General features: G+C 72.2%; 17 protein-coding genes and 1 pseudogene. 7 read left to right on the forward strand and 11 right to left on the reverse strand.

All coding sequences use genetic code 11. The annotated features are described in order from the left end of the window. Positions 1–42: 42 nt before the first annotated feature. Together Aiant_RS16005 and Aiant_RS46515 are read left to right on the forward strand one after the other, a co-directional pair. Positions 43–585, forward strand: coding sequence for a PAS domain-containing protein (locus tag Aiant_RS16005; RefSeq protein WP_189328743.1), 543 nt, complete (start codon positions 43–45; stop codon positions 583–585). Further along, complete coding sequence (locus tag Aiant_RS46515) at positions 582–1475, forward strand: methyl-accepting chemotaxis protein (RefSeq protein ID WP_189328742.1); 894 nt, start codon at positions 582–584, stop codon at positions 1473–1475. The genes Aiant_RS16005 and Aiant_RS46515 overlap by 4 nt, the downstream gene beginning before the upstream one ends. A 3-nt stretch (positions 1476–1478) precedes the next feature. Here Aiant_RS46515 and Aiant_RS16015 read toward each other — a convergent pair whose 3' ends face one another. The 3 genes from Aiant_RS16015 to Aiant_RS16025 all read right to left on the reverse strand — a co-directional run bounded on the left by Aiant_RS16015 (position 1479) and on the right by Aiant_RS16025 (position 4482). Continuing rightward, positions 1479–2381: a ribokinase gene (locus Aiant_RS16015; RefSeq protein ID WP_189328741.1), complete on the reverse strand. Its 903-nt coding sequence runs from the start codon at positions 2379–2381 to the stop codon at positions 1479–1481. A gap of 1 nt (position 2382) precedes the next feature. Beyond that, positions 2383–3207, reverse strand: coding sequence for an ABC transporter ATP-binding protein (locus tag Aiant_RS16020; protein ID WP_189328740.1), 825 nt, complete (start codon positions 3205–3207; stop codon positions 2383–2385). Between the two features lie 96 nt (positions 3208–3303). Next, complete coding sequence (locus Aiant_RS16025; protein ID WP_189328739.1) at positions 3304–4482, reverse strand: ROK family transcriptional regulator; 1179 nt, start codon at positions 4480–4482, stop codon at positions 3304–3306. A gap of 172 nt (positions 4483–4654) precedes the next feature. Between Aiant_RS16025 and Aiant_RS16030 the strand changes: the two genes are divergently transcribed. Next, positions 4655–6139 carry a glycoside hydrolase family 3 N-terminal domain-containing protein gene (locus Aiant_RS16030; protein ID WP_189328738.1) on the forward strand — a complete coding sequence of 495 codons (1485 nt, stop codon included), beginning with the start codon at positions 4655–4657 and terminating at the stop codon, positions 6137–6139. 415 nt (positions 6140–6554) lie between these two features. Then, complete coding sequence (locus Aiant_RS16035) at positions 6555–7169, forward strand: type IV toxin-antitoxin system AbiEi family antitoxin domain-containing protein (RefSeq protein ID WP_189328737.1); 615 nt, start codon at positions 6555–6557, stop codon at positions 7167–7169. 272 nt (positions 7170–7441) lie between these two features. Here Aiant_RS16035 and Aiant_RS16040 read toward each other — a convergent pair whose 3' ends face one another. Next, the gene (locus Aiant_RS16040; RefSeq protein ID WP_189328736.1) at positions 7442–12385 is read right to left on the reverse strand and encodes an NAD-glutamate dehydrogenase; all 4944 of its coding nucleotides are present in this window, start codon (positions 12383–12385) and stop codon (positions 7442–7444) included. Between the two features lie 211 nt (positions 12386–12596). On the opposite strand from Aiant_RS16040, the gene Aiant_RS16045 reads away from it, so the two are divergent. Further along, positions 12597–14504 carry a penicillin-binding transpeptidase domain-containing protein gene (locus Aiant_RS16045; RefSeq protein WP_189328735.1) on the forward strand — a complete coding sequence of 636 codons (1908 nt, stop codon included), beginning with the start codon at positions 12597–12599 and terminating at the stop codon, positions 14502–14504. Positions 14505–14825: 321 nt separating this feature from the next. Here the strand turns inward: Aiant_RS16045 and Aiant_RS16050 are convergent. The 3 genes and pseudogenes from Aiant_RS16050 to Aiant_RS16060 all read right to left on the reverse strand — a co-directional run. Then, positions 14826–15980 (reverse strand): annotated as a pseudogene (locus tag Aiant_RS16050) (arginase family protein); the annotation flags it as partial. 33 nt (positions 15981–16013) lie between these two features. Continuing rightward, positions 16014–16952: a tetratricopeptide repeat protein gene (locus tag Aiant_RS16055; protein ID WP_189328733.1), complete on the reverse strand. Its 939-nt coding sequence runs from the start codon at positions 16950–16952 to the stop codon at positions 16014–16016. A gap of 64 nt (positions 16953–17016) precedes the next feature. Beyond that, the gene (locus tag Aiant_RS16060) at positions 17017–17946 is read right to left on the reverse strand and encodes an SDR family NAD(P)-dependent oxidoreductase (protein ID WP_189328732.1); all 930 of its coding nucleotides are present in this window, start codon (positions 17944–17946) and stop codon (positions 17017–17019) included. 89 nt (positions 17947–18035) lie between these two features. Between Aiant_RS16060 and Aiant_RS16065 the strand changes: the two genes are divergently transcribed. Continuing rightward, positions 18036–18590: a TetR/AcrR family transcriptional regulator gene (locus Aiant_RS16065; RefSeq protein ID WP_212847091.1), complete on the forward strand. Its 555-nt coding sequence runs from the start codon at positions 18036–18038 to the stop codon at positions 18588–18590. Here Aiant_RS16065 and icmA read toward each other — a convergent pair. Next, positions 18587–20260 (reverse strand): coenzyme B12-dependent isobutyryl-CoA mutase large subunit, encoded by a 1674-nt coding sequence (gene icmA, locus Aiant_RS16070; RefSeq protein ID WP_189328731.1) that lies wholly within the window; start codon positions 20258–20260, stop codon positions 18587–18589. The genes Aiant_RS16065 and icmA overlap by 4 nt on opposite strands. 169 nt (positions 20261–20429) lie before the next feature. Then, positions 20430–21614, reverse strand: coding sequence for an FAD-dependent oxidoreductase (locus Aiant_RS16075; RefSeq protein ID WP_229829834.1), 1185 nt, complete (start codon positions 21612–21614; stop codon positions 20430–20432). Positions 21615–21670: 56 nt separating this feature from the next. Between Aiant_RS16075 and Aiant_RS16080 the strand changes: the two genes are divergently transcribed. Continuing rightward, positions 21671–22255: a PadR family transcriptional regulator gene (locus tag Aiant_RS16080; protein WP_189328729.1), complete on the forward strand. Its 585-nt coding sequence runs from the start codon at positions 21671–21673 to the stop codon at positions 22253–22255. Positions 22256–22646: 391 nt separating this feature from the next. On the opposite strand, the gene meaB is transcribed toward Aiant_RS16080, so the two are convergent. Continuing rightward, positions 22647–23600 carry a methylmalonyl Co-A mutase-associated GTPase MeaB gene (meaB, locus tag Aiant_RS16085; RefSeq protein WP_189328728.1) on the reverse strand — a complete coding sequence of 318 codons (954 nt, stop codon included), beginning with the start codon at positions 23598–23600 and terminating at the stop codon, positions 22647–22649. Beyond that, the gene (locus tag Aiant_RS16090) at positions 23597–24736 is read right to left on the reverse strand and encodes an acetyl-CoA C-acetyltransferase (RefSeq protein WP_229829862.1); all 1140 of its coding nucleotides are present in this window, start codon (positions 24734–24736) and stop codon (positions 23597–23599) included. The genes meaB and Aiant_RS16090 overlap by 4 nt, the downstream gene beginning before the upstream one ends. Positions 24737–24804 lie beyond the last annotated feature (68 nt).

Below are 24804 nucleotides of genomic sequence, written 5' to 3' on the forward strand. Positions count from 1 at the left end.
TCCACCGAAAAGGCCGTCCGCATTCGGCACGATCGAATCACCATGAGAGCGACGCGGATACGGCCCACCGGGATCGAGCGCACCTTCGGTGACCACGAGATGATCGTCACCAAGACCGATCCGCGTGGCGTGATCACCTACGCCAACGACGTCTTCCTGCGCGTCTCGGCGCTCACCGAGGCCGAGGCGGTCGGGCAGCCGCACAACCTGATCCGGCATCCGGACATGCCCCGCGGCGTGTTCAAGCTGCTCTGGGACGCGCTCGGGGAGCAGCGGGAGATCTTCGCCTACGTGCTGAACCTGGCCGCCGACGGCGCGCACTACTGGGTCCTGGCGCACGTCACGCCCAGTTACGACGCCGGCGGCCGGGTGGTCGGTTACCACTCCAACCGGCGTCGCCCGGCCCCGGCCGCGGTCGCCGCGATCAGCGATCTGTACGCGAAGGTCCGCGCCGCCGAGTCTCGCCACGATCACACCCCGGACGCCGTCGCGGCCGGTCACCAGGCGCTCCAGGACATCCTCGCCGAGCGCGGCATGGAGTACGACGAGTTGGTCTGGTCGCTGACCAACGGCGGTGGTCGATGAGGGCGGCCGACGACCCGCTGGCCGTGATCACGGAGACCTGCCGGCGGATGACCGCCGGCGACTTCGAGGCCCGGCTCGCCCCGATCGGCGAGAGCGAGTCCGCGCAGGCCGCCCGGACCGCGCTGAACGGCCTGCTGGACCGGCTGGACGCGTTCGCCCGGGAGGCCGGCGCCGCCTCCGCCGCGGCCGCCGACGGCCGCTTCTACCGGCGCTTCCTGACCACCGGGTTGCAGGGCACGTTCCGGCTGGCCGCCGAGCAGATCAACGAGTCGGTCAGCGCGATGCGCCGCAACGCCGACCAGATCGCCGAGGCGACCCGGGCCCGGCACGCGCTGGCCGACGAGCTGGAGTCCGCCGTGCTGACCGTTTCCGAACAGGTGGCGACCGCGGCCACCGAGATGGGCGCGTCGGCGAACGGCCTGGCCACCTTCGCCCGCGGCGCGGTCGCCGACGCCGAGCGCGGGCTCGGCACGGTCACCTCGCTGCGCACCGCGTCCGAGGAGATCCGGCACGCGGTCGACCTGATCAACCAGGTGGCCTCGCAGACCCGGCTGCTGGCGCTCAACGCGACCATCGAGGCGGCGCGGGCCGGCGAGGCGGGCCGCGGCTTCACCGTGGTGGCGAACGAGGTGAAGACCCTCGCGAACGAGACCAGCGCGTCCAGTGAGGAGATCATGGGCCAGGTCAACACGGTGCAGCAGGCCGCGGCCGACGCGGTCGGCGTGCTGGAGGCGGTGAGCCGCAGCTTCCGTGAGATCAACAACCTGATCGACGGGATCGCGGTCGCGGTGGACGGCGGCGGCGCCGCCGGCACCACCGGATTGTCCCAGCTGGCCGAGGTGTTGCGCGCCGAGGTGACGCGTTTCCTGACGACCGCCCGCCAATCCTGAGGATCAACCCCGGAAGATCGCGTCGATCTCGTCGCGGGACGGGAGGGCGTTGCTGGCGCCGACCTTGCGGACGCAGGCAGCTCCGGCGGCGTTTGCCCAGCGCACGGCCTCGATGAGGTCGCGGCCCTCGGCCCAGGCGACGGCGAGCGCACCGGTGAAGGCGTCGCCGGCGGCGGTGGTGTCGGCGACCTCGACCCGATAGGCGGGGACCTGCTCGTCGCGGCCCTCGCGGTCGGCGTATCGGGAACCCGCGCCGCTGAGTGTCAGCACCACCCGGGGCACCAGGGCCAGCAGCGCCGCCATGTCCGAAGCTGATCCTCCGGTGATGGCCCGCGCCTCGGTCTCGTTCACCACCAGCAGGTCGACCTGGTCGAGCAGGCCGGGCGGCAGGTCCATGGCGGGCGCGGCGTTCAGCACCGTACGGGTGCCCGCGGCCCGGCCCGCGGTCAGCGCCGCCGCCACCGTGGCCAGCGGGATCTCCTGCTGGCAGAGCAGCACGTCGGCGCCGGCGACGCAGGCCCGCTCCTCGTCGGTGAGGTCGAGGAAACTCCGGTTGGCCCCCGGGCTGACCAGGATCGAGTTCTCCCCCGCCCGGTCCACCATGATCACCGCAACGCCCGAGGACCCGTAACTGGTCCGCAGGTGGGTGGTGTCCACCCCGGTGGCGGCCAGGCGGGAACCGAGCGTCACCCCGAACGCGTCAGACCCGATCGCGCCCAGGAACGTCGTGTCGCCACCGGCCCGCGCCGCCGCGATCGCCTGATTGGCGCCCTTACCGCCCGGGGTCATCACGAAGTCGTCGCCGAGCACGGTCTCCCCGGGCCGGGGCAGCTTCTCCGCCAGCCCGACCAGGTCCATGTTGGCGCTGCCGACGACAGCGATCTTCGCGCGTCCCGAAGCGGACATCTCAGGCGGCCCGCGCCGTGTACCGGTCGCCGAACCGGTCCACGACCAGCGGCAGGCCGAACGTTTTCGTCAGGTTCTCCGCGGTCATCACCTCGCCGAGCAGACCGGCCGCGACCACACTGCCCTCACGCAGCAGCAGCCCGTGCGTGAAGCCCGGCGGGATCTCCTCGACGTGGTGCGTGACGAGCACCATGGCCGGCGCGTCCGGGTCCAGGGCCAGCTCGGTCAGGTGCCCGATCAGCACCTCCCGGCCGCCCAGGTCGAGTCCGGCCGTCGGCTCGTCGAGCAGCATCAGCTCCGGGTCGGTCATCAGCGCGCGGGCGATCTGGGTGCGCTTGCGCTCACCCTCGGAGAGCGTGCCGAACTCCCGGTCCAGGAAGTTGCTCATCCCCAGTTGGGCGAGCAGCTGCCGGGCCCGGGCCACGTCCTGCGGGTCGTACTCCTCGCGCCACCGGCCGACCACCGACCAGGCGGCGGTGACCACGACGTCGAGCACCTTCTCGTCCGGCGGGATCCGGTCGGCCAGCCGTCCGGTGGTGATCCCGACCCGGGTCCGCAACTCGTTGACGTCGACCCGGCCCAGCCGCTCACCCAGCACCCACGCCTGACCGCGGGTCGGGTGCAGCCGGCCGGACGCGATGTTGAGCAGGGTGGTCTTGCCGGCGCCGTTCGGCCCCAGCACCACCCATCGCTCGTCCAGCTCGACCTGCCAGGACAAACTGTTGATCAGGTGATTCCCACCACGGACGACGCTGACGCGGTCGAACGCGATGACGGTGTCCTCGTCGGGCGGAACGGTTACGGCAGCCTCAACCACGCCGTCCATCCAACCATGTACCCACTCCACCGATCCGTCGGCGTGCCGCCGCTCACCCGGCGTGTCCACGCCGCGCCTCCGGCGACCCCGCCGCGCGCGCCGCCGTCAGTCCGTGGTGGACCCGAAGACCTCGTCGCGGACCGCGTCCAGGGCGGTGTGCAGGGCGCCGAACAGCACCGGATCGGTGTTCACGCCGGTCACCACGACCCGCGGCGAGACCAGGGTGATCTCGGCGACCTCGCGCTCCACCCGCTCGGCCAGCGCCGGCCCACCGGCCCGGCCCACCTCGCCGGCCAGCACCACCAGCGGCGGGTCGAGCACCAGGCAGGTGGCCGCGACACCGAGGGCGAGGCGGCGGGCCAGTTCGTCGAGGACCGGCTCCCCGGCCGAACCGGCGGCGACTGCGGCGCGCACCACGTCGGCGGCCTCGGCGCCCCGGAACCCGTACTGCTTCCCGATCGCCTTGACGGCCTCGGCCGCGGCCAGGGTCTGGAAGGCGCCCTTCACCCCCCGTTTCGAGGCGTTGTGCGGCACGTCGGCGCCACCCACCGGGAGGTAACCGATCTCACCGGCCGCGCCGGTCGCGCCCTGGTGCAGCCGGCCGTTGATCACGCTGGCCAGACCGACACCACGACCGATCCAGACCAGGGCGAAATCGGACACGCCGGTGGCCGCACCGGTGCTCTGCTCGGCGACGGCGGCCAGGTTCACGTCGTTGCCGAAGACGACCGGGGTGCTCAGGTCACGGCGCAGGTCGGCGAGCAGGCCACGATGCCAGCGCGGCAGGTCCCAGGCGAACGAGATCTCACCGGACTGCGGGTCGACCAGACCCGGGGTACCGAGCACCACCCGGCGTACCGACGTGATGTCGGTCCCGGCGTCACTCGCCGCCTGGACCACCGCCTGGTGCACCACGCCGACCGGGTCGTCGGTGTCCTTGGTGCTCAGCTCGGCGCGGCCGATCACGGCGCCGGTGATGTCCGCGCAGGCGGCGGCCACGGTGTCCGGGCCGACCTCGACGCCGATCACGTGCGCGCTGCTCGGGGTCACCGCGTACAGCTGCGCGTTCGGCCCACGGCCGCCGGCCTGCTCACCGACCCGGCGGACCAGGCCGCGCTCCTCCAGCCGCTCCACCAGCTGGGAGGCGGTGACCTTGCTGAGGCCGGTCAGCTCGCCGAGCTGGGCCCGGGTCAGGGGACCTCGGGTGAGCAGCAGGTCCAGCGCCGCGCGGTCGTTGAGTGCACGCAGCAACCGGGGTGTGCCCGGAAGGCGAGTGGCGGCCATGGCTCGTTCCCCTAATACTAAAGATTCTTTCCTGTTACAGTGTCGGCGCTCGACACGCAGCCGCAGCGTAACGGTCGGCAATGTTGCTCGTCCGTACGGTGGCTATCGACTCCGAGCGATCATGGCAGCTCGCCGCCACCGGTGGCCAGAGCCGCGTCATCGAGAGGACACCATGGCCATCGACCCCGGGCTTCGCCGGCTCGCCCTGCGCACCCTCCTCGCCGCCTTCCCCGGCGCCTCCGCGCCGGGCTGGGCACTCGACCTGCTCGCCGACGGGCTGGCCGGGCACACCCTGTTCGGCACCAATGTCGAGGATCCCGCGCAACTGGCCCGTTTGACCGCGAAATTGCGATCCGCGCGCCCGGACGCCCTGATCGCGATCGACGAGGAGGGCGGCGACGTCACCCGGCTGGGTCACCGCACCGGCAGCCCGTACCCCGGAAATTCCGCTCTCGGGGCGGTAGACGACCCGGATCTCACCCGCCAGGTGTACACCGCGATGGGCCACGACCTGGCCGCCGCCGGCATCAACCTGGACCTGGCGCCGACCGTCGACGTGAACACCGCCGCCGAGAACCCGATCATCGGCACCCGCTCGTTCGGCGCGGACCCGGCCCTGGTCGCCCGGCACACCGGCGCCGCGATCGAGGGCCTCCAGTCGGCCGGCGTGGCGGCCTGCGCCAAGCACTTCCCCGGCCACGGCGCCACGGTCACCGACTCCCACCTGGAGCTGCCCACCGTCGACGCCCCCGTCGAGGTGCTGCGCTCCCGCGACCTGCCCCCGTTCGCTGCCGCCGTCGCGGCCGGCGCGAAGGCCGTGATGAGCGCCCACATCCGGGTCCCCGAACTGACCGGTGACGGCCCGGCCACCTTCAGCCGCGCCGCGCTCGAAGGCCTGCTCCGCGCCGAATACGGATTCACCGGTGTGATCGTCACCGACGCCCTGGAGATGCGCGGCGCCGCGGGAGCGGCCGGTGGCATCCCCCAGGCCGCCGTCCTGGCCCTGGCCGCCGGCGCGGACCTGCTGTGCATCGGCGCGATCGTGGACCGGGACCTGGTCCTCGCCATCGCCGACGAGATCGCCGCCGCGGTCCACGACGGCCGCCTCGCCGCCACCCGCCTGGAACAGGCCGCCACCCGCAACGCCGAGCTCGCCTCCTGGGCCGCCCTCACCCGGATCACCGCCCCGGCGAACGGCGCCGTCGCCTCCGGCGAGCTCGGGATCCATGCGGCGCGGCGCGCGCTGCTCGTCGAGGGTGACCCGGCCGCGGTCGCCGGCCCGCTGGTCGTGCAACTCTCCAGCGGGTACTCGATCGCCGAGGGCAAGGTCCCGTGGGGCCTGCGGCCGTTCCTCGGCGGCGCCGAGCAGATCGACGTGCCGGCCGCCGAGACCACCGCCGACGAGCTGATCGAGCGGGCCGCCGGTCGTCCCGTCGTGCTGGTCGGGCGACGGGTCCACCAGGCTGCCGCCAGTCGCGAGCTCGCCGAGAAGCTGGCCGCCGCCTGGCCGGCCGCCGTCGTCGAGATGGGCTGGCCCTCGTCCTGGCGGCCGGAGGGCGCCCAGGCCTTCCTGGTCACCCACGGCGCGAGCCTGGCCAGCGGCCGGGTCGCCGCCGAAGCCCTGGGCCTGGTAACCGAACGTAACGCAGAGGCATAGTCACGCCGTGTAGTCGATGCCGGAAAAATCGGGCAGTCGGTGGATAAATCGGCTCATACGAACGGGCAGAGCGCACGCTCGGCACTTCTCAGCCCCCGGGTGAGTCACGTAGCGTCATGTCCGCAGGTGGATCTGGGGATGTCGCGGGATTCGCCGTAGGGAAGTGTGCGACCCGCGACGCAGACGGTGAGCCGGGCGCGGCGGACTTCGGGAGCAGTCCGCCGCAGCCCGGCCCACCAGCCTTCCGCCCCACCATCTCCGGCCGTCCGCGTTCTTGCGCCGCTCGGCTCGCGCACCGATCTCCTGCACACCCCCGAGTCTCCGCCCGCGAATTTCCGCGGACGAGTTATCCACATTGCGCGTCTGTCCACAGGGGCCGAGGCATCCGGCCCCTCGCGGCGGCAGAGTTCCGGGCATGGCACAGCTCGACGACATCAGCGACCTCCAGCGCGGGGTGGTGAGCCGCGATCAGGCTCTCCAGGCCGGCCTCGGTCCGGAGACCGTGCGCCGCCACCTGCGGTCCGGCCACTGGCAGCGGATGATCCCCGGCATCTATGCGACCTTCCCCGGCCGCCCGCCACCAGGCGCGAGGCGCTGGGCCGCGGTCCTGCACGCCGGATCCGGGGCGATGCTGTGCTGCCACTCCGCCGCCGAGGAGGCCGGGCTGGCGGCACCCGGCCGCGGCGCGATCCACGTGCTGATCCCGGAGTTCCGGCGGATCAGCCCGATCCTCGGCATCGTCACGCACCGCTCCCGGCACGCCGCCGCCCGCCGTGATCCGCTCCGGCTCCCTCCGCAGACCCGCGTCGAGGAGACCGTGCTGGACCTCGCCGCGACGGCCCGCGTTCCGGCCGACGCCCTGCGCTGGGTCACCACCGCCTGCACCCGCCAACTGACCACCCCGGAGCGGCTGGCCCGGGCGTTGGCGGCCCGCCCGCGCCTGCCCCGCCGCAAGGCGGTTGGTTCGCTGATCAGGCTCGCCGCCGATGGCCACGTCGCACCGCTGCCGTCATGGCCGCCGACCCGGTGACCGGCCTGTCGACGTAAGGCGGCGCGAGGCCGCTCCGGTCGGAGCGGCCGGTGACCGGCAGGCGCAAGCCGCCGCGGTGCTGATACGCCCCCAACAAGTACCGCGGCCGTTCCGGAAGTCTCGGGAAAGGAGCGAGAAGGACTGCCGGCGGCAACCGGCGGGCCCGGTATTCCGTGCGCCGGGCCGCCCGGGACAGGGACAAGTCCCGGGCACGGTCGGCCGGGGCAATGACGCCCCGGCCGACCCTTCACGTCACGGGAAGACCATCGCGATCAGGCCGCCGACGAGGTCTTCACCAGCGTCCTGATCTGCCGCAGCAGCACCGACAACGCCGCCAGATCAGCCGGCGACTCGTCGACGTCGCCCATCGCGTTCGACGCGCGGGCGATCGACGCCGCGTTGACCTGCTCCCACTGCGAGACCCGGTCCTCCGGGGCCGCCGACTCCGGCGTCGACTGCAACACCTCCGCCGTGAGCGCCGCCAGCGCCGCGTACAGGTCGTAGCGGAGCGCCATCCGGGCCAGCGTCTGCCACCGATCCCCGCGCGGGAGGCGGGAGATGTGCGACAGCAGCGTGTCCACGCCGAACCGCTCGGACAGCACGAAGTACACCTGCGCCACCTCGGTCACGTCCCGGTCGATGGCGGCCGCCGTCTCCAGGATGTCCAGCAGACCGAAGCCGTAGAACACCCGGCTCACCGCGTCGGCCAGTTCGGCCGGGACGCCCTTGCCGGCCAGCATCGCCACCCGCTCCTCGAACGAGCGCCGCTCGGCGCCGACGAGCACCTCGGAGAGCTGCGGCAGCAGGGTGGCCACGCCGGGACGGAGCTTGGCGATCTCGCCGACCACGTCGATCGGCGAGCGCCGGGTGCTGACCAGCCAGCGAACCGCCCGGTCGAGCAACCGCCGGGTCTCCAGCAGCGCCAGCGTCTGCGCGGACGTGGGCACCTTGTTGTCCAGCGACTCGGCGGCCTTCCAGATCTCGCCGAGCCCGTACACGTCCCGGACCACGACGAACGCCCGGATCACGTCGGCCGCGGACGCGCCGCTCTCCTCCATGGCCCGGAAGACGAACGACGTGCCACCCCGGTTGACCACCTCGTTGACCAGCGCGGTCGAGATGATCTCCCGGCGCAGCCGGTGCCCGGCCATCCGGGCGGCGTACCGCTCGCGCAGCGGGGTCGGGAAGTACCGGTGCAGCACCTGGTTGGTCCATGCCTCGTCGACCAGTTCGTCGGCGAGCACCTCCCGCTCCAGGCTGATCTTCACGTACGCGAGCAGCACCGCGAACTCCGGTGCGCTCAGCCCCTCCCCGTTCTCGTACCGGAGAGCCAGCTCCTTGTCCGTCGGCAGGGCCTCCAGCTCCCGGTTCAGCTCGCCGCGCTCCTCCAGCGCCTTGAGCATCCGCCGGTGCACCGGGAGCAGCGAGTGGGCCTGCGCCCGCGCGTTGCCCAGCGCCATCGCCTGCTCGTAGTTGTCCCGCAGCACCAGCGCGCCGACCTCGTCGGTCATCGCCGCCAGCAGCTCGTCCCGCTCGGGCAGCCCGAGCTCGCCGTCGGTGACCGCCCCGCCGAGCAGGATCTTGATGTTGACCTCGTGGTCGGAGCAGTCCACCCCGGCCGAGTTGTCGATGAAGTCGGTGAACACCCGGCCGCCCGCGCGGGCGAACTCGATCCGCCCGCGCTGGGTGAGCCCCAGGTTCCCGCCCTCGCCGACCACCTTGACCCGCAACTCGGCGCCGTTCACCCGGATCGCGTCGTTGCCCTTGTCCCCGACGTCGGCGTGCGACTCGGAGGCCGCTTTCACATAGGTGCCGATGCCGCCGTTGAAGAGCAGGTCGACCGGCGCCTTGAGGATCGCCCGCATCAGCTCGCCGGGGCTGACCGCGGAGACCGACTCGGGCAGGTCCAGGGCGGCGCGCACCTGCGGGGTGACCGGGATCGACTTGGCGCTACGCGGGTACACCCCGCCGCCCTCGCTGATCAGCTTCGCGTCGTAGTCCGCCCAGGACGAGCGCGGCAGATCGAAGAGGCGCCTGCGCTCGGCGTACGAAAGGGCGGGGTCCGGATCCGGATCGAGGAAGATGTGCCGGTGGTCGAAGGCGGCGACCAGCTTGATGTGCTCGGACAGCAGCATGCCGTTGCCGAAGACGTCGCCGGACATGTCACCGACGCCGACCACGGTGAAGTCCTCGGTCTGGCAGTCGGTGCCCAGGTCGCGGAAGTGCTTCTTGACCGACTCCCAGGCGCCCCGCGCGGTGATGCCCATCTTCTTGTGGTCGTAGCCGGCCGAGCCGCCGCTGGCGAACGCGTCGCCGAGCCAGAACTCCTTGCCGACCGAGATCTCGTTGGCGATGTCGCTGAACGTCGCGGTGCCCTTGTCCGCGGCCACCACCAGGTAGGGATCGTCGCCGTCGTGCCGCACCACGTCCTTCGGCGGCACGATCTTGCCGCTCAGGATGTTGTCGGTGACGTCCATCAGCGCGGTGACGAAGCGCTTGTAGCACTCCACCGCCTCGTCCCGGTCGCCCGGCTTCTGCTTGAGCACGAAGCCGCCCTTGGCGCCGACCGGCACGATCACCGAGTTCTTCACCATCTGTGCCTTGACCAGGCCGAGCACCTCGGTGCGGAAGTCCTCACGCCGGTCCGACCAGCGCAGGCCACCGCGGGCGACCGCGCCGAAGCGCAGGTGCACGCCCTCGAAACGCGGCGAGTAGACGAAGATCTCGTACTTCGGGCGGGGCTGCGGGAGGTCCGGGATGGCCTCCGGGTTCAGCTTGAACGCGACGTAGGACTTCGGCCGCCCGTCCGCGCCACGCTGGAAGAAGCTGGTCCGCAGCGTCGCCTCGATCAGCGTCAGGTACGACCGCAGGATCCGGTCCTGGTCGAGGCTGTCCACCTGGTCGAGCAGCTCGGTGATGCGCCCGGCCACCTCGCCCGAGCGCCGGTCCCGCTCCGACTCGCCGATCTGCAGCGCCGGTGAGAAGCGGACCTCGAAGAGCTCCAGCAGCAGCCGCGCGATCTCCGGGTAGGCGATGAAGGTCGACTCCACGTACCGCTGCGAGAAGACGTTCCCGGCCTGCCGCAGATATTTCGCGTACGCCCGGAGCACCACCACCTGCCGCCAGGTCAGCCCGGCCCGCAGCACCAGCTCGTTGAACCCGTCCACCTCGGCCTCGCCCCGCCAGGTGGACGCGAACGCGTTCTCCACCTGCGGCCGCACCTCGGCCAGCTCCCGGTGCGCCTTCGGCGGGCGCAACCCGAAGTCGTACAGATAGATGAGCCCGTCCTCGCGCCGGATCTCGTACGGCCGCTCGTCGCTGACCTGCACGCCCAGCGAGTGCAGCACCGGCAGCACGGCGGAGAGCATCATCGGCTCGCCGAACCGGTACACCTTGAACCGGATGTCGTGGTCGTCCGGCTGCGGCGCCCCGTCCGGGCCGAGCTTGCGCCGCCGGTACAGGTGCATCTCCAGCTGGCCGGGCTCCTCCAGCAGCTCCAGCTTGGCCAGGTCCTGCATGCCCTCGTACGGCGTGTGCCCGTTCTTGTAGCTCTCCGGGTACGCGTGGGCATACCGGGCGAACAGGTCCTTGGCCGGCTCGTCGCCCAGCTTGCGCTCCAGGACCAGGGAGAAGTCGTCGTCCCACATCCGGGTGGCGTCGGCCAGCAGCTCGGCCAGCGTGTTCGGGTCGAGCTGCCCGGGCGGGTCGGCCGGGTCGGTGCGCACGATGAAGTGCACCCGGGCCAGCATCCGCTCGGTCACCCGGGTGGTGTAGTCCACCCCGACGCCGTTCAGCTCGCGCAGCAGGATCTCCTGCATCCGCAGCCGGTTGCCGGTGGTGAACCGGTCCCGGGGCAGGTAGATCAGGCACGAGATGAACCGGCCGTACCCGTCCCGGCGCAGGAACAGGCGCAGCTGCCGGCGGCCGGCCATCCGCAGCACGCCGATGACCGCCTCGTACAGGTCATCGGTCTTGATCTGGAAGAGCTCGTCGCGCGGGTACGTCTCCAGGATCTGGAGCAGGTCCTTGCCCGAGTGGCCGCGCGGCGACAGGCCGGAACGGTCCATCACCTCGGTGACCTTGCGCTTGACCACCGGCAGTTCCCGGACGCTGGTCCGGTACGCCGAGCTGGAGAACAGGCCCAGGAAGCGCCGCTCGCCGGTGACGTTGCCGTCGGAGTCGAAGACCTTGACGCTGATGTAGTCGAGGTAGGCGGAGCGGTGCACGGTGGCCCGCGAGTTCGCCTTGGTGATCACCAGGAGCCGCTTCTCCATGGCCCGCTCGTACGCCTCGGGCGCCATGGTGTCCAGCCGCCGCGGCCGGCTCTCGCCCCGCAGGATGCCCAGGCCGGTGCCGTGCACCGCGGTCAGGACCCCGTCGTCCAGCCGGTACTCGCGGTAGCCCAGGAAGGTGAAGTGGTCGTGCGCGAGCCACTTGAGCAGCTCGATCGAGTCGGTGACGTCCTTCTCCGGCACCGGCAGCCGCCGGTCCGACCCGCGGGCGGTGGCCAGCTCGTCGGCGATGACCAGGGCCCGCTGGCGCATCCGCGGCCAGTCCTCGACCGCCTCGCGCACGTCGGTCAGCACCCGGCGGACCTCGTTGAGCAGCTGGTCGCGGGCGTCGCTGCGGCGGACCGGGTCGATCTCGATCCGGATCCAGCTCTCCACCAGGTCACCCTCGATGGCGTCGTCCGGCTCGACGTCCGCCTCCAGCTCGCTGAGCGCGCCCAGCGGCTCCCGGCGCACCACGATCAGCGGGTGCACCATCAGGTAGACCTGGAGGTTGTGCGCGGTGAGCAGGGCGATCACCGAGTCGACCAGGAACGGCATGTCGTCGGTGACGATCTGGAGCACGGTGTGCGCCTGCGGGCCGCGCGGCTCGGTGAGGTCCAGTTTCAGCTCGCCCGGCAACCTGTTCCGGGCCAGCTCGCGGTGCTCGACCGCGGCCGTGAACATCTCCTCCGGGGTGTACCCGACCAGCTCCTCGTCGGGGGCGAACCGCCAGAAGCGGTCGACCAGCGACGCGGTGGTGTGGTCCTCGCCGGCTCGCTCCACCGCCTGAGCGACCAGGCGCTCGGCATTCGGCAGCGGCTCGTCGAGCTCTCCGGAGTCGGTGGACGCACCGAGCCGCCCGGTGAGGGCAAGCCCGGGTCCGGGCCCCGGTGAGTCGGGCACGGTCTGATCAGAATCGGTCGCTGCCTCGTCGGCGACAGGCATGGTCCGGCGCTCCCCTCACCCACGACACTGTGGGTTCGAACGTGTCGGGCACAGCCTAGAACGCCCGGGCGCGGCACCTTCACACCCAGGGTGTGCCAGCCCGACAGGTGGGCTGATATGCGAGCTTTCGACCGGTGCGGGGCGGCACGAATGGCCTCCGGCGACTACCGTGCGATCAGCCCAGCAAGACGTACCCACAGGGGGAAACCTCATGCGCCGCGCCACCGCCGGAATGACCACGCTGCTCCTGCTGACCACAGCGGGGCTGGCCGGGTGCTCCGGGGACGACGACCCCCAGGACACCGTCGTGGCCTTTCTCAACGGCTGGAAGAGCGGCGACCTGAGCAAAGTGGGCTTCGTCACGTCCGCCGGCGCGAAGATCGCCGCGGCCGACGTGCTGACCGGCATCCAGGGGTTCTACGGCGACCTCAAGGACCAGCCGCTCGCCGTCTCGGTGGCCGGTGACCCGGCGGTCTCCGGCGACCTCGCGACCACCCCGATCGACGTGAAGTGGACCCTGCCCGGCAACGTGACCTGGGACTACAAGTCCACCGTCCGGATGACCAAGCAGAACAGCGACGGCTGGCAGGTGATCTGGGAGCCGGCCGTGCTCCAGCCCGAGCTGGAGGCCGGTGAGAAGTTCCGGCTGCGCCGGGTGGCCGCGCAGCGCGGCACGATCGTGGACGCGAACGGCAAGGCGCTGGTCGGCCCGCAGGAGGTGGTCGTCATCGGGCTCTACCCCGAGAAGATCAAGGACCTGCCGTCGCTGACGAAGTCGCTGACCGCCGCCTTCACGAAGATCGGCGTCGACGTCGATCTCAAGAATCTCAAGGACCGGGTCGCCAAGGCCGACCCGGAGGACTTCATCGACCTGGTCAGCCTGCGCCGGGCCGACTACGACAAGATCAGATCTTCGGTACGCCCCCTGCCCGGCACCGTGTTCCGGGAGGAGACCCGTCAGCTCGCCCCGACCCGCGCGTTCGCCCGCGCCCTGCTCGGCACGGCGGACGCCGCCACCAAGGACGACCTGGAGAAACGTCCCGCCGAGCTGGCCGTCGGCGACGTGGTCGGGCACGGTGGCCTCCAGGAGAAGTACGACCAGCAGCTGCGCGGCGCGGCCGGGGTGTCCGTGGTGGTCTCCGCCGAGGCGGCCGACGCGTCGACCGAGGAGAAGCCGATCTTCACGTCCAAGCCGGTGGACGGCAAGAACGTCAAGGTCACCATCGACACCGCCACGCAGAACGCCGCCGACCAGGCGCTGGCCAAGCAGAAGCAGCCGAGTTCGCTGGTGGCGCTGCGGATCAGCGACGGCGCGGTGCTGGCGGTGGCGAACGGGCCGGACCCGGGCGGGGTGAACACCGCGCTGACCGGGCAGGTGCCGCCCGGTTCGACGTACAAGATGGTGTCCGCATACGGGCTGCTGTCGTCCGGGAAGGTCACCGCGGACACCGTGGTGGAGTGCCCGAAGACGCGGACGGTGGACGGGCGTACCTTCAAGAACTCGCACGACGAGGAACTCGGCAAGACACCGTTCCACGTCGACTTCGCCAAGTCCTGCAACACCGCGTTCGTCGGCCTGGCGCCGCAGCTGGGCGCGGACGGCCTGAAGCAGGCGTCCACGGCGCTCGGCATCGGCGGCACGTGGAACATCGGGGTCGACGTCTTCACCGGAAAGGTCTCCGACGGCGCGAGCGCGACCGAGCTGGCCGCCGCCACCTTCGGGCAGGGCAGCACCGCGGTCAGCCCGATCGCGATGGCGGCCGCCACCGCGGCGGTGGCCAAGGGCGCCTTCCAGCCACCCAAACTGGTGCTCGACCCGGCGCCGGCCGCCGCCGGCGCCACCGGCACGCTCGACGCGAAGGCGGTGACCGCGCTGCGGTCGATGATGCGCGAGGTGGTCACCGGCGGCACCGGCACCGCGCTGAAGGGCGTCCCGGGCGGCGAGGTCTACGGCAAGACCGGCACCGCCGAGTTCGCGAACGGGTCGGACGAGACGCACTCGTGGTTCATCGGATACCAGGGTGACGTGGCCTTCGCCGTGATGGTGCAGAAGGGCGGGGCCGGCTCGGAGGCGGCCGTCCCGATCGTCAAGGACTTCCTCACCACGCTGGCGAAGTAGTCAGACGACGCCCGCCGGGCCCGCCGGGCCCAGACCCGGGGTGTGCAGCGTGAGCGCCCCGGCGGCCGGCGGGTCGGCCGGGGGCCGCGGGCGCAGCATCCCGGGCCGGGTGGCCGGCAGCGGCTCCGAGTCGAGCAGCGGAGCGGAGCCGAGCGGGCGGGTGAGCAGCCGTATCCCGGGCGGCTCCGGTCCGTCCTCCGCGGTCTCCCCGGTCCTCTCCTCGGTCTCCCCGGTCTCCCCGGTCTCCTCCGCGAACTGCTCATCGGCGACCGCGACGACCTCCTCGACCGATGACTCGCCGACCGGGTCGTCCTCGGGCTGAGGCTCCGGTTGCGCCTCAGGGTCGAGGTGCGACTCGGGTTCGGGTTCGAGATGCGGCTCCGGATCCGGGTCGAGATCCGGCTCCGGCTCAGGGTCCGGCTCCGTGACGACGCCGTTCGGCGAGGACACGACCTCGACCGGCTCGTCCACCACCGGGTCGATATCAGGTGCGATCGGGACGGACCGGGCGGCCGGCTGGTTCGCCAGATCCCGCCGAGCCGCGATCAGATCCGGTCGCGGCGTCACCGTCCGCACCGGCGCCAGCCCACTCACCACCGCCGACGTGATCTCCTCGGCATACCGCCCGTCCGGGTCGTAGTCCGGGTCGAAGACGGTGATCTCCACCCCGAGGCAGTGCGGCGAATCCACCAGCCCGGTGAGCAGCAGCTCCAGCTCCGGAAAGGCGATGCCACCGGGATCCGGCGCGTCCACCGCCGGCATCACCGCGGGGTCGAGCACGTCGACGTCCACATGCACCCAGTAACCGGCGCAGTCCACCAGCTGATCGCGGGCCCACTGCGCGCTGCGCGCCGCCCCCTCGGCCCGCAGCATCGGCACCGGGCGGGTGACGATCCCGGCGGCCTGGAGGTCCAGCCGGTACTCGTCCTGGGCCCGGATGCCGAGCACCACCACGTCGACGTCCCGGAAATAGGGCCGGCGGCTCTCGATCGCCGCCAGGTCGGCCTGCCCCCGGCCGGTGACCAGGGCCAGGTCCTCCCCCGCGGCCGCGCCGACATAGGACGCGTTGCCGGGGTGCCGGAAATCGGAGTGACCGTCCACGAAGACCAGCCCGATCCGGCCGCCGACCGCCTCGCCGAGCCGGTGCATGGCCAGCCCGGAGCCGATCAGGATCGAGCAGTCCCCGCCGAGGATCACCGGGAACTCGCCGTTGTCGATGATCGCGCCGATCCGGTCGGCGAGCGCCCGCGAGTACGCCGCGATCTCCGGGGCGTGCGCGACGCCGTCGCCGGGGCGCCAGTCACCCGGGTCGTACCGCGGCGGGGTGAGGCAGCCGGCGTCCCGGGCCGCGAGCCGGGTCAGCAGGCCGTGGTCGCGGAGGGCGCCGGGCGCCTTGGCACAGCCCGGCACCGACGTCGCGGTCGGCGGGCGCAGGCCGAGATTGGACGGCGCGTCCAGAACGGCGATGCGTCGCACGACGCCCTCCCGCTTCCTCGAGAACTGTGGGATCTAGAAGAGTGCGCTGGCCAGTGCGCGCCGCGCGCCCGCCACCGCCGGGTCGTCCGGCCCGGCCACGGCGAACAGCGACAGCAGGTGCTTGCGTACGGCGTCACGATCCTCGCCGGAGGTCCGCTTGACCAGAGCGACCAGCCGCGCGTACGCGTCCTCCGCCTGCCCGCTGAGCACCTCGACGTCGGCGGCCAGCCGCTGGGCCTCCAGGTCGTCCGGGTCGGCGGCGGCCCGGGACAGGATCGACGCCGGGTCCTGCCCGTTGATCCGCCGATACAGCCCGACCTGCGCGAGGCCGGCCTCGGCGGCCGCGTCGGCGGGCGACTCGGCCAGAATCTTCTTGTACGCCGCCTCGGCCGCGTCCAGGTCGCCCACCATCAGGGCGTCGTCGGCCGCGTCCAGCCGCGGGTCCTCCGGCGCGGCCGCGCCGGAGCTCACCCCGGCGGCCTTGAGCACCGCGTCGATGTACTGCTTGACCTGCGCCTCGGACAGCACGCCGGTGAAGCCCTCGACCGGCTGCCCGCCGATCACCGCGAGCACCATCGGGATGCCCTGCACCCGGAACGCCTGGGCGAGCCGGGGGTTGGCGTCCACATCGACCTTGCCGAGCACCCAGGCGCCCTGGCCCTCGACGGCCAGTTTCTCCAGCACCGGGGAGAGCTGCTTGCACGGCCCGCACCAGTCGGCCCAGAAGTCGAGGATCACCGGGGTGGAGAGCGAGCGCTCCAGCACCTCGCTCTGGAAATTGCTCTCGGTGACGTCGATGATCGTCTCCGGCGCGAGGCCCGGCAGGGTGCCGGGAACGGCACCGGCCGGGGCGCTGTCGGAAGCGGCGGGACGGCTCGGCGCGGCCGGCTTGGCCGGCGCCGGGGCACGCAGCGCGCTGAGATCGACCGCGCCGCGGGTGAAGATCGACGGAGTGGTCCGTGGGTCGCTCATGGTTACCTAGTCTCGCACGCAGTCGCGCCTGTTCGCGCCGCCACCAGGCGGCCGATATCGGAGGTCACCGACCGCCGGCCGGGACCGGCTCGCTGAGATAGCGGACGCCGGTCGCCTCCTCGGAGATCCGCCAGAGCTCGGCGGCGAGCGCCGGGTCGTCGGCGGGCGCCGCCACCGGGTCGAAATGCACCCGGAGATCCGTTTTCCGGACGCCCGGGCCGAGGGCGACGCCGGTCCGCGCCTGCGCCGCGGTCGCGGCGAACGCCAGCGGCAGGGTGCCCTGCTCGGCGGTGCGCGCCAGCAGGCCGGTGGCGATCATCAGGAACGCCCGCTGGGCGAATCCCCGCGCGGTGTCGTGCATCGGCGTGGTCGCCATCCCCGGGTGGGCGACGTAGGCACGCACCGGGCTGCCGGCCGCGCGCAGGCGACGGTCCAGTTCGGTTCCGAAGAGGATGTTGGCCAGCTTGCTCTCGGTGTACACCCGGCCCGGCGAGAAGCGGCGCGAGGCGGTCAGGTCGGTGAACGGATCGCGTACCTTGATGCGCTTGTAGAAGTTGGACGTGACCGCCACGATCCGCGGATCGCGGTCCGGCCGGAACAGGTCGAGCAGCAGCCCGGTGAGCGCGAACGCTCCGAGGTGGTTGGTGGCGAAGACCCGCTCGTATCCCTGCGGCCCGATCTCCCGCCGCTGCGCACCGATGCCCGCGCTGTTGACCAGCACGTCCAGCGCGCGGCCGTCGGCGTGCATCCGGTCGGCGAAGCGCCGCACCGAGTCGAGGTCGCCGAGGTCCACCTGACGCACCTCGATCGCCCCGGTCAGCCCGGCCCGCACCCGGTCGGCCTTGGCGGCGTCGCGCACCGCCATGATCACCGAGGCGCCGCGCCGGGCGAGCTGCTCGGTCAGGATCAGGCCCAGCCCGCTGCTGGCGCCGGTCACCACCACGGTCCGCCCGCTCTGGTCGGGCATGTCGTCGAATCCCCAGGTCACAGCCATGACTTCCGCCACCTCCGGCCTTAGCGGATTTTTTATCCGCTGATCTGACGCCGACCGTAGCACGAGAACGGATGAGTTATCCTCTGCGTGTGACTCTTCGCGCCGACTCGGCCCGGGTACGCGCCCGGATGCTCGCCGCCGCCCGGGCCCGCGTCGACACCGGCGACCTGGAGCTGCCGATGAACGCCGTCGCCAAGGAGGCGGGCGTCGGGGTCGGCACGATGTACCGGCATTTCGCGACCCGGCAGGCGCTGCTCGAGGCGCTGGCCGCGCCGAGCCTCCAGGAGCTCGTCCTGGAGGCACACGCCGCCGCGGCGAGTCCGGATGCCGGCGCCGGGCTGTCGGCTCTGATCCGGGAGACGCTGCGCCGCCAGCTGACCGATCCGGCCCTGGCCCTCGTGCTGGCCTCCGGCGACGTGGAGTGCGCGGACACCCGAGGGCTCCTGGGCCACCTGATGACGGCGTCGCAGGAGGTGCTCACCCGGGCTCGCGCGCAGGGCGCGATCCGGGCCGATCTCGCGCCGGACGATCTGCGCCGGCTGACCTGCGGCATCCGGTACGCGGTGAGCAGCGGCAGCGGTGAGGACGCGACCGCCGCCCTCGACCGCTACCTGGAGATCCTGATGCGGGGCCTGCGCCCCTAGAAGCGGGCCGGCTCCCGATAGACGCCCCACTCGCCCCGCAGGGCGTCACAGATCTCGCCGAGAGTCGCCTCGGCGCGAGCCGCCTCCAGCATCGCGGGGATCATGTTCGCCGAGGTCCGGGAGACCGCGACGAGCTCATCGAGGGCGTTCTTCACCCGGCCCTCGTCACGCTCCGCCCGGCGCGCGGCCAGCACCCGCCGCTGCTCCACCTCGACCTCGTGGGAGACCCGGAGGATCTCCAGCTCCTTGGCGACCGTGCCGGTGTGCGCGTTGACCCCGACGATCCGCTTCTCGTTCTTCTCCAGCGCCTGCTGGTACGCGAACGCGGCCTCGGCGATGTGCGCGGTGAACCAGCCGTCCTCGATGCCGCGCAGGATGCCGGCGGTGATGCTGCCGTCGTGCCCGAGCCCGCGGATCCGCTCGAAGATCTCCTCGGCCTCGGCCTCGATCCGGTCGGTGAGCGCCTCCACGTACCACGAGCCGCCGAGCGGGTCGGCCACATTGACCACCCCGGTCTCCTCCATCAGCACCTGCTGGGTGCGCAGGGCGATCTCGGCCGACTCGTCGGTGGGCAGCGCGAGCGTCTCGTCCAGGGCGTTGGTGTGCAGCGAGTTCGTCCCGCCGAGGACCGCGGCGAGCGCCTCGACAGCGGTGCGCACCACGTTGTTCACCGGCTGCTGGGCGGTGAGCGAGACACCGGCGGTCTGCGTGTGGAACTTCAGCCACAGTGCTTTCTCGCTGGTGGCGCCGTACTCCTCGCGCAGGTGCCGGGCCCAGATCCGGCGGGCGGCGCGGAACTTGGCGATCTCCTCGAAGAAGTCGATGTGCGAGTCGAAGAAGAAGCTCAGGCCGGGGGCGAACTGGTTGACGTCCAGGCCGCGGGAGAGGCCGAGCTCGACGTACCCGAAACCGTCGGCCAGGGTGTACGCCAGCTCCTGCGCGGCGGTCGCGCCGGCCTCCCGGATGTGGTAACCGCTGACCGACAGCGGCTTGTACTTCGGGATCTCGCGGGCGCAGTACTCCATCAGGTCGCCGATCAGGCGCAGGTGCGGCTCCGGTGCGAAGAGCCACTCCTTCTGCGCGATGTACTCCTTGAAGATGTCGGTCTGCAGGGTGCCGTCCAGCTTGCTCAGATCGGCGCCCTGCCGCTCGGCGGCCACCAGGTACATCACGAAGATCGGGACGGCCGGGCCGGAGATGGTCATGCTGGTGGTGACGTCCTGCAGCGGGATGCCCTCGAACAGCACGTCCATGTCGGCCGCCGAGTCGATCGCCACGCCGCAGTGGCCGACCTCGCCGAGCGCCTGCGCGTCGTCGGAGTCGCGGCCCATCAGCGTCGGCATGTCGAACGCCACGCTCAGCCCGCCACCGCCGGCGGCCAGGATCATCTTGTACCGCTCGTTGGTCTGCCGGGCGTTGCCGAAGCCGGCGAACTGCCGGATCGTCCAGGTCCGCCCCCGGTAACCGGTCGGGTACAGCCCGCGCGTGTACGGAAACTCGCCGGGCCAGCCGATCCGCTCGAAACCGGGATGGGTGGCCCCGGCGGGTGGGCCGTAGACCGGCTCCACCTGGTTGCCGGAGAGCGTGGTGAAGTCGGCGTCCCGCTTGCGGGCGGCGTCGTAGCGGCGCTGCCAGCGCTCGCGCCCGGCCTCGATGTCGGCTGCGTCCATGCGCCCCATACTAGAGGCAGAACTGAACGATTACTAAGGTCACGATGGACATCAGGACAAGGGTTTTCCCCACTACCGCGCGGTAACCGCAGCGGGAAGAGTGCGGGACGGAACCCTTTCCACCCCACCGACCCCGGCAGCGCCCGCCACGCTGCCGGGGTTGCCGGTCTCAGGCCGCCGGCAGCGGCGGCAGCCGGTATTCGAAGATCCAGGCCTGCGGGTCGCCGTTGCGGGTCAGCAGCCGGAAGATCACCGGCAGCATCGCGTCCCGGATCACCGCGCCGACCGGCCCCTTCACCTTGTTGCTGTTGCCGCGCCGCCCGTGCGCGCCGACCTTCTCCACCCGCGGACGACGGACTTTTTCGTACGCCGCCAGAGCGTCGCCGATCGACGCGTGCCCGCGCAGGCTGTGCCCGAGCACGACGGCGTCCTCCAGGGCCTGCGAGGCGCCCTGCCCGGAGGTCGGCGCCAGGGCGTGCGCGGCGTCGCCGACCAGCACGATCCGGTCGTCGTGCCAGACCCGGACCGGGCCCATGTCCTCGGTGTTCCACGGCCCGACCACCTCGCCGCTGAGCCGGATCAGCTCCGCCGCCGGCGACGACGGATCCCCCTCGAACAGCTCGATCAGGTGCGCCTTCCACGCCTCGGGGGTGAAGGAGCCGGACTCGACCGGCCGCTTGCTCGGCGGGTTCGCGAACCACCAGACCGAGCCGTCCGGCGCGGTCGCCCAGCCGAAGAAGGCCCGCCGCCCGAAGGACATCTGCATCACCCCGGGTGGCGGCGCCAGGCGCGGCTCCACCGGCCCGGCGGTGAAACCGCCGGCATTGAGCAGGCCGAGGTAGTGCGGCGCGGTCGCGGCCGCATTCAACGACTGCCGGGTACGCGACCGCAGACCGTCCGCCCCGACGAGCAACTCGGCACGCACCCGCCCGCCGTCGGCGAACGCCGCCTCGACCCCGTCCGGCCCGGACACCGCCCGGGTCAGCGCGGCGCCGTGCACGACCGGGATGCCCCAGGCCTCAGCCTCCGCACGCATCGCCGCGTAGAGGTCGGCGCGGCGGATGGTCAGCGTGTCCCGCCCCAGCGACAGCTCGGCGAGCACCCGCCCGGACGCGCCGCGCAGCGCCATGGCGGGCGTCGCGAAGCCCCGGGCCAGCACCTTCTCCGGCGTCAGGCCGAGCGAGCGGAGCGCGGCCAGCCCGTTCTCCGCGACGGTGAGGAACGCGCCGCGCTCGTCGGCGACGCCGCGCTCGTGACGCTCGTAGATCACCGGGTCGAACCCGGCGTGACACAGGGCGATGGCCGCCGCGGTGCCGGCGATGCCACCCCCGATCACGGCAGCTTCCTTAGTCATATAATGACTATCCATAAAATGACTATGGCCCGTCAAGGGATCGTAGGCTGCTTGGCATGAAGCGCTCCCCACTTGCGATGCTGCTGCTGGCGCTGCTGGTGGAGACGCCGATGCACCCGTACCGGATGCAGCAGGTGATCAAGGAGCGCGGCCAGGACCAACTGGTCAACGTGGCCCAGCGCAACAGCGTCTACCAGGCACTCGACCGCCTGGTCCGGGAGGGACTGGCCCGCCCCGGCGAGACCACCCGGGAGGCCGGCCGCCCCGAGCGCACGATCTACGAGGTCACCGAGGAGGGCAGCGCGACGCTCCGGCGCTGGCTGCTGGAGATGCTGCCGACCCCGGCCCGCGAGTTCCCCGAGTTCCCGGTCGCGCTGGCGTTCCTGGCTCTGATCAGCCCCACGGAGACCCGCGAGCTGCTGCACCGGCGCGCCGAGGCGGTCGCGGAGCGGGTCGCCGCGATCGACGCCCAGGCCCCACCCGGGCTGCCCAGGCTGTTCCTGCTGGAGGACGAATATCGCGCGGCGATGCTCCGGGCCGAGTTGGCCTGGCTGCGGGGGGTGCTCACCGACCTGGACAACGGCACCCTGACCTGGGACTGGGCCATGATCCAGGCCACCATGGCCCAGTTCGCCGACTGAACGCTCCCGTCACCCAGGAGCCTCTGCCCGGCCGCATGCAGTCCAGCTGGCCCCCATGGCCCTATCCCAGCCCCGGATAGGGCCATGAACACCAGCCCGACGCCCCCGGCTGGCCCCCACGGCCCTGCCCCAGCCCCGAATAGGGCCATGAACACCAGCCCGACGCCCCCGGCTGGCCCCCACGGCCCTGCCCCAACCCCGAATAGGGCCACGAACACCAGCCCCACGACCCCGGCTGGCCCTGATGGCCCGATACCCACTCGGAATAGGGCCATGGGCACCAGCCGGGGTCTTGGCTTGCGCGGCCGGGCCGGGCGGGGGGGCGGCAGCGGGTGGGCGTGGCGACCGCCGTGGGCGGCGACCGTGACCAGCGCCGGAGGTCCCGGCGCGGTTACAGGCCGGCGAGCAGTTCGTCGGCGGCGGCGTAAGGGTCGAGCGCGCCGTCCGCGACCTTCGCCGCCAGATCGGCCAGGGCCGTGCCGCCGCGCAGGTCGCCCATCCGGGCGCGCAGCGTGCCCAGCGCCAGCGCGGAGATCTCCGCCTCGGCGCGGCGTTCGCGGCGGACGCGCAGCTCGCCGCTCTCGGTCATCCAGGCGCGGTGTTTCTCGATCGCGGCGACCACCTCGTCGACGCCCTCGCCCTTGACCGCGACCGCGCGGACCACCTGCGGCCGCCACTCGCCGGCGCCGCGCTCGCCGAGCGCCAGCATGCCCTGGATGTCGCGGTAGGTGTTGTCCGCGCCGGGGCGGTCCGCCTTGTTGATCACGAAGACGTCCGCGATCTCCAGCACGCCGGCCTTGACCGCCTGGATCGCGTCACCCATCCCGGGGGCGAGCAGCACCAGCGTGGTGTCGGCCAGCGAGGCGATCTCCACCTCGGCCTGCCCGACGCCGACCGTCTCGACCAGCACCACGTCGCACCCGGCGCCCTCGAGCACCCGGACGGCCTGCGGGGTGGCGGCGGACAGCCCGCCGAGCTGTCCGCGACTGGACATCGAGCGGATGTACACGCCCGGGTCGGCGGTGTGCTCCTGCATGCGCACCCGGTCACCGAGGATCGCGCCGCCGGTGAACGGGCTGGACGGGTCCACGGCCAACACCCCGACCCGGTGGCCGGCCGCACGCAGCGCCCGGACCAGCTCGTTCGTCGTGGTGGACTTGCCGACACCGGGGGCGCCGGTGAGCCCGACCACCTGGGCCCGGCCGGCGTAGGGCGCCATCGCCGCGGCGACCTCGGGCAGCGCCGGGTCACCGTTCTCCACCAGGCTGATCAGCCGGGCCACCGACCGCGGGTCGCCCTCCCGGGCCTTGCTGACCAGGGAGGGCACATCGCGGAGTCGGCTCACGACGGTACTTTAATGATCAGAGCGTCGCCCTGACCGCCACCACCGCAGAGACCCGCCGCGCCGGTCCCGCCGCCACGCCGTTTCAGCTCCAGCGCCAGGGTCAGCACCAGCCGGGCGCCGGACATCCCGATCGGGTGACCGAGAGCGATCGCCCCACCGTTCACGTTGACCTTGTCCTCGTCGACCTTCAGCTCACGCATCGACTGGATGACGACCTGGGCGAACGCCTCGTTGATCTCGATCAGGTCGAGCTCCTCGACGCTCATCCGGGCCTTCTCCAGCGCGTGCTTGATCGCGTTGGCCGGCTGGGACTGGAGCGAGCTGTCCGGGCCGGCCACGTTGCCGTGGGCGGTGATCTCGGCGAGCCAGCTGAGCCCCAACTCCTCGGCCTTGGCCTTGCTCATCACCACGACCGCGGCGGCGCCGTCGGAGATCGGCGAGGCGGTGGCCGCGGTGATCGTGCCGTCCGGGGTGAAGGCGGGGCGCAGCTTGGCCAGCGACGCGCCGGTGGTGCCGGGGCGTACGCCCTCGTCGGTCTCGATCGGCCCCTCGGCCTTCTTGTCGCCGGAGGGCAGCGGGACGATCTCCTCGGCGAACCGGCCCTCGGCCTGCGCCGCGGCGGCCCGCCGGTGGCTGAGCGCGGCCCAGTTGTCCTGCTCGGCACGGGTGATGTTCAGCCGGACGCCGCTGTTCTCGGTGGACTCGCCCATCGAGACGCCGGCCCACGGGTCGGTCAGCCCGTCGAGGGACATGTGGTCGCGGACGGTGACGTCGCCGAACTTGGTGCCCTGCCGCTGGTTGATCAGGTGCGGGGAGTTGGTCATCGACTCCATGCCGCCGGCCACCACGATCTCGCACTCGCCGGCCCGGATCAGCTGGTCCGCCAGCGCGATCGCGTCGAGGCCGGAGAGGCACACCTTGTTGATGGTGAGCGCCGGGGTGGTCATCGGGATGCCGGCCGCCACGGCCGCCTGGCGGGCCGGGATCTGCCCGCAGCCGGCCTGGAGCACCTGGCCCATGATGACGTACTGCACCTGGTCGGGGGCGACACCGCCGCGGGCCAGGGCGGCGGCGATGGCGTGCCCGCCGAGGGCGGTGGCGGGCAGATGTTTGAGGTTGCCCAGCAGGCGCCCCATCGGGGTACGGGCGCCACTGACGATCACGGAGGTGGTCACGGTATGTCCGATCTGCGACGGCTGGGTAC

Source organism: Actinoplanes ianthinogenes (genome assembly GCF_018324205.1).
GTDB classification, from domain to species: Bacteria; Actinomycetota; Actinomycetes; order Mycobacteriales; family Micromonosporaceae; genus Actinoplanes; species Actinoplanes ianthinogenes.

Coding starts and splice junctions, on each gene's coding strand:
- Aiant_RS16040 (WP_189328736.1), bottom strand. CDS start 12,385: ATGCCTGTCGCCGACGAGGCAGCGACCGATTCTGATCAGACCGTGCCC.
- Aiant_RS46515 (WP_189328742.1), top strand. CDS start 582: ATGAGGGCGGCCGACGACCCGCTGGCCGTGATCACGGAGACCTGCCGG.
- Aiant_RS16030 (WP_189328738.1), top strand. CDS start 4,655: ATGGCCATCGACCCCGGGCTTCGCCGGCTCGCCCTGCGCACCCTCCTC.
- Aiant_RS16055 (WP_189328733.1), bottom strand. CDS start 16,952: ATGAGCGACCCACGGACCACTCCGTCGATCTTCACCCGCGGCGCGGTC.
- Aiant_RS16035 (WP_189328737.1), top strand. CDS start 6,555: ATGGCACAGCTCGACGACATCAGCGACCTCCAGCGCGGGGTGGTGAGC.
- Aiant_RS16005 (WP_189328743.1), top strand. CDS start 43: ATGAGAGCGACGCGGATACGGCCCACCGGGATCGAGCGCACCTTCGGT.
- Aiant_RS16080 (WP_189328729.1), top strand. CDS start 21,671: ATGAAGCGCTCCCCACTTGCGATGCTGCTGCTGGCGCTGCTGGTGGAG.
- Aiant_RS16090 (WP_229829862.1), bottom strand. CDS start 24,736: ATGGGGCGCCTGCTGGGCAACCTCAAACATCTGCCCGCCACCGCCCTC.
- Aiant_RS16025 (WP_189328739.1), bottom strand. CDS start 4,482: ATGGCCGCCACTCGCCTTCCGGGCACACCCCGGTTGCTGCGTGCACTC.
- Aiant_RS16060 (WP_189328732.1), bottom strand. CDS start 17,946: ATGGCTGTGACCTGGGGATTCGACGACATGCCCGACCAGAGCGGGCGG.
- icmA (WP_189328731.1), bottom strand. CDS start 20,260: ATGGACGCAGCCGACATCGAGGCCGGGCGCGAGCGCTGGCAGCGCCGC.
- Aiant_RS16015 (WP_189328741.1), bottom strand. CDS start 2,381: ATGTCCGCTTCGGGACGCGCGAAGATCGCTGTCGTCGGCAGCGCCAAC.
- Aiant_RS16075 (WP_229829834.1), bottom strand. CDS start 21,614: ATGACTAAGGAAGCTGCCGTGATCGGGGGTGGCATCGCCGGCACCGCG.
- Aiant_RS16020 (WP_189328740.1), bottom strand. CDS start 3,207: ATGGACGGCGTGGTTGAGGCTGCCGTAACCGTTCCGCCCGACGAGGAC.
- Aiant_RS16045 (WP_189328735.1), top strand. CDS start 12,597: ATGCGCCGCGCCACCGCCGGAATGACCACGCTGCTCCTGCTGACCACA.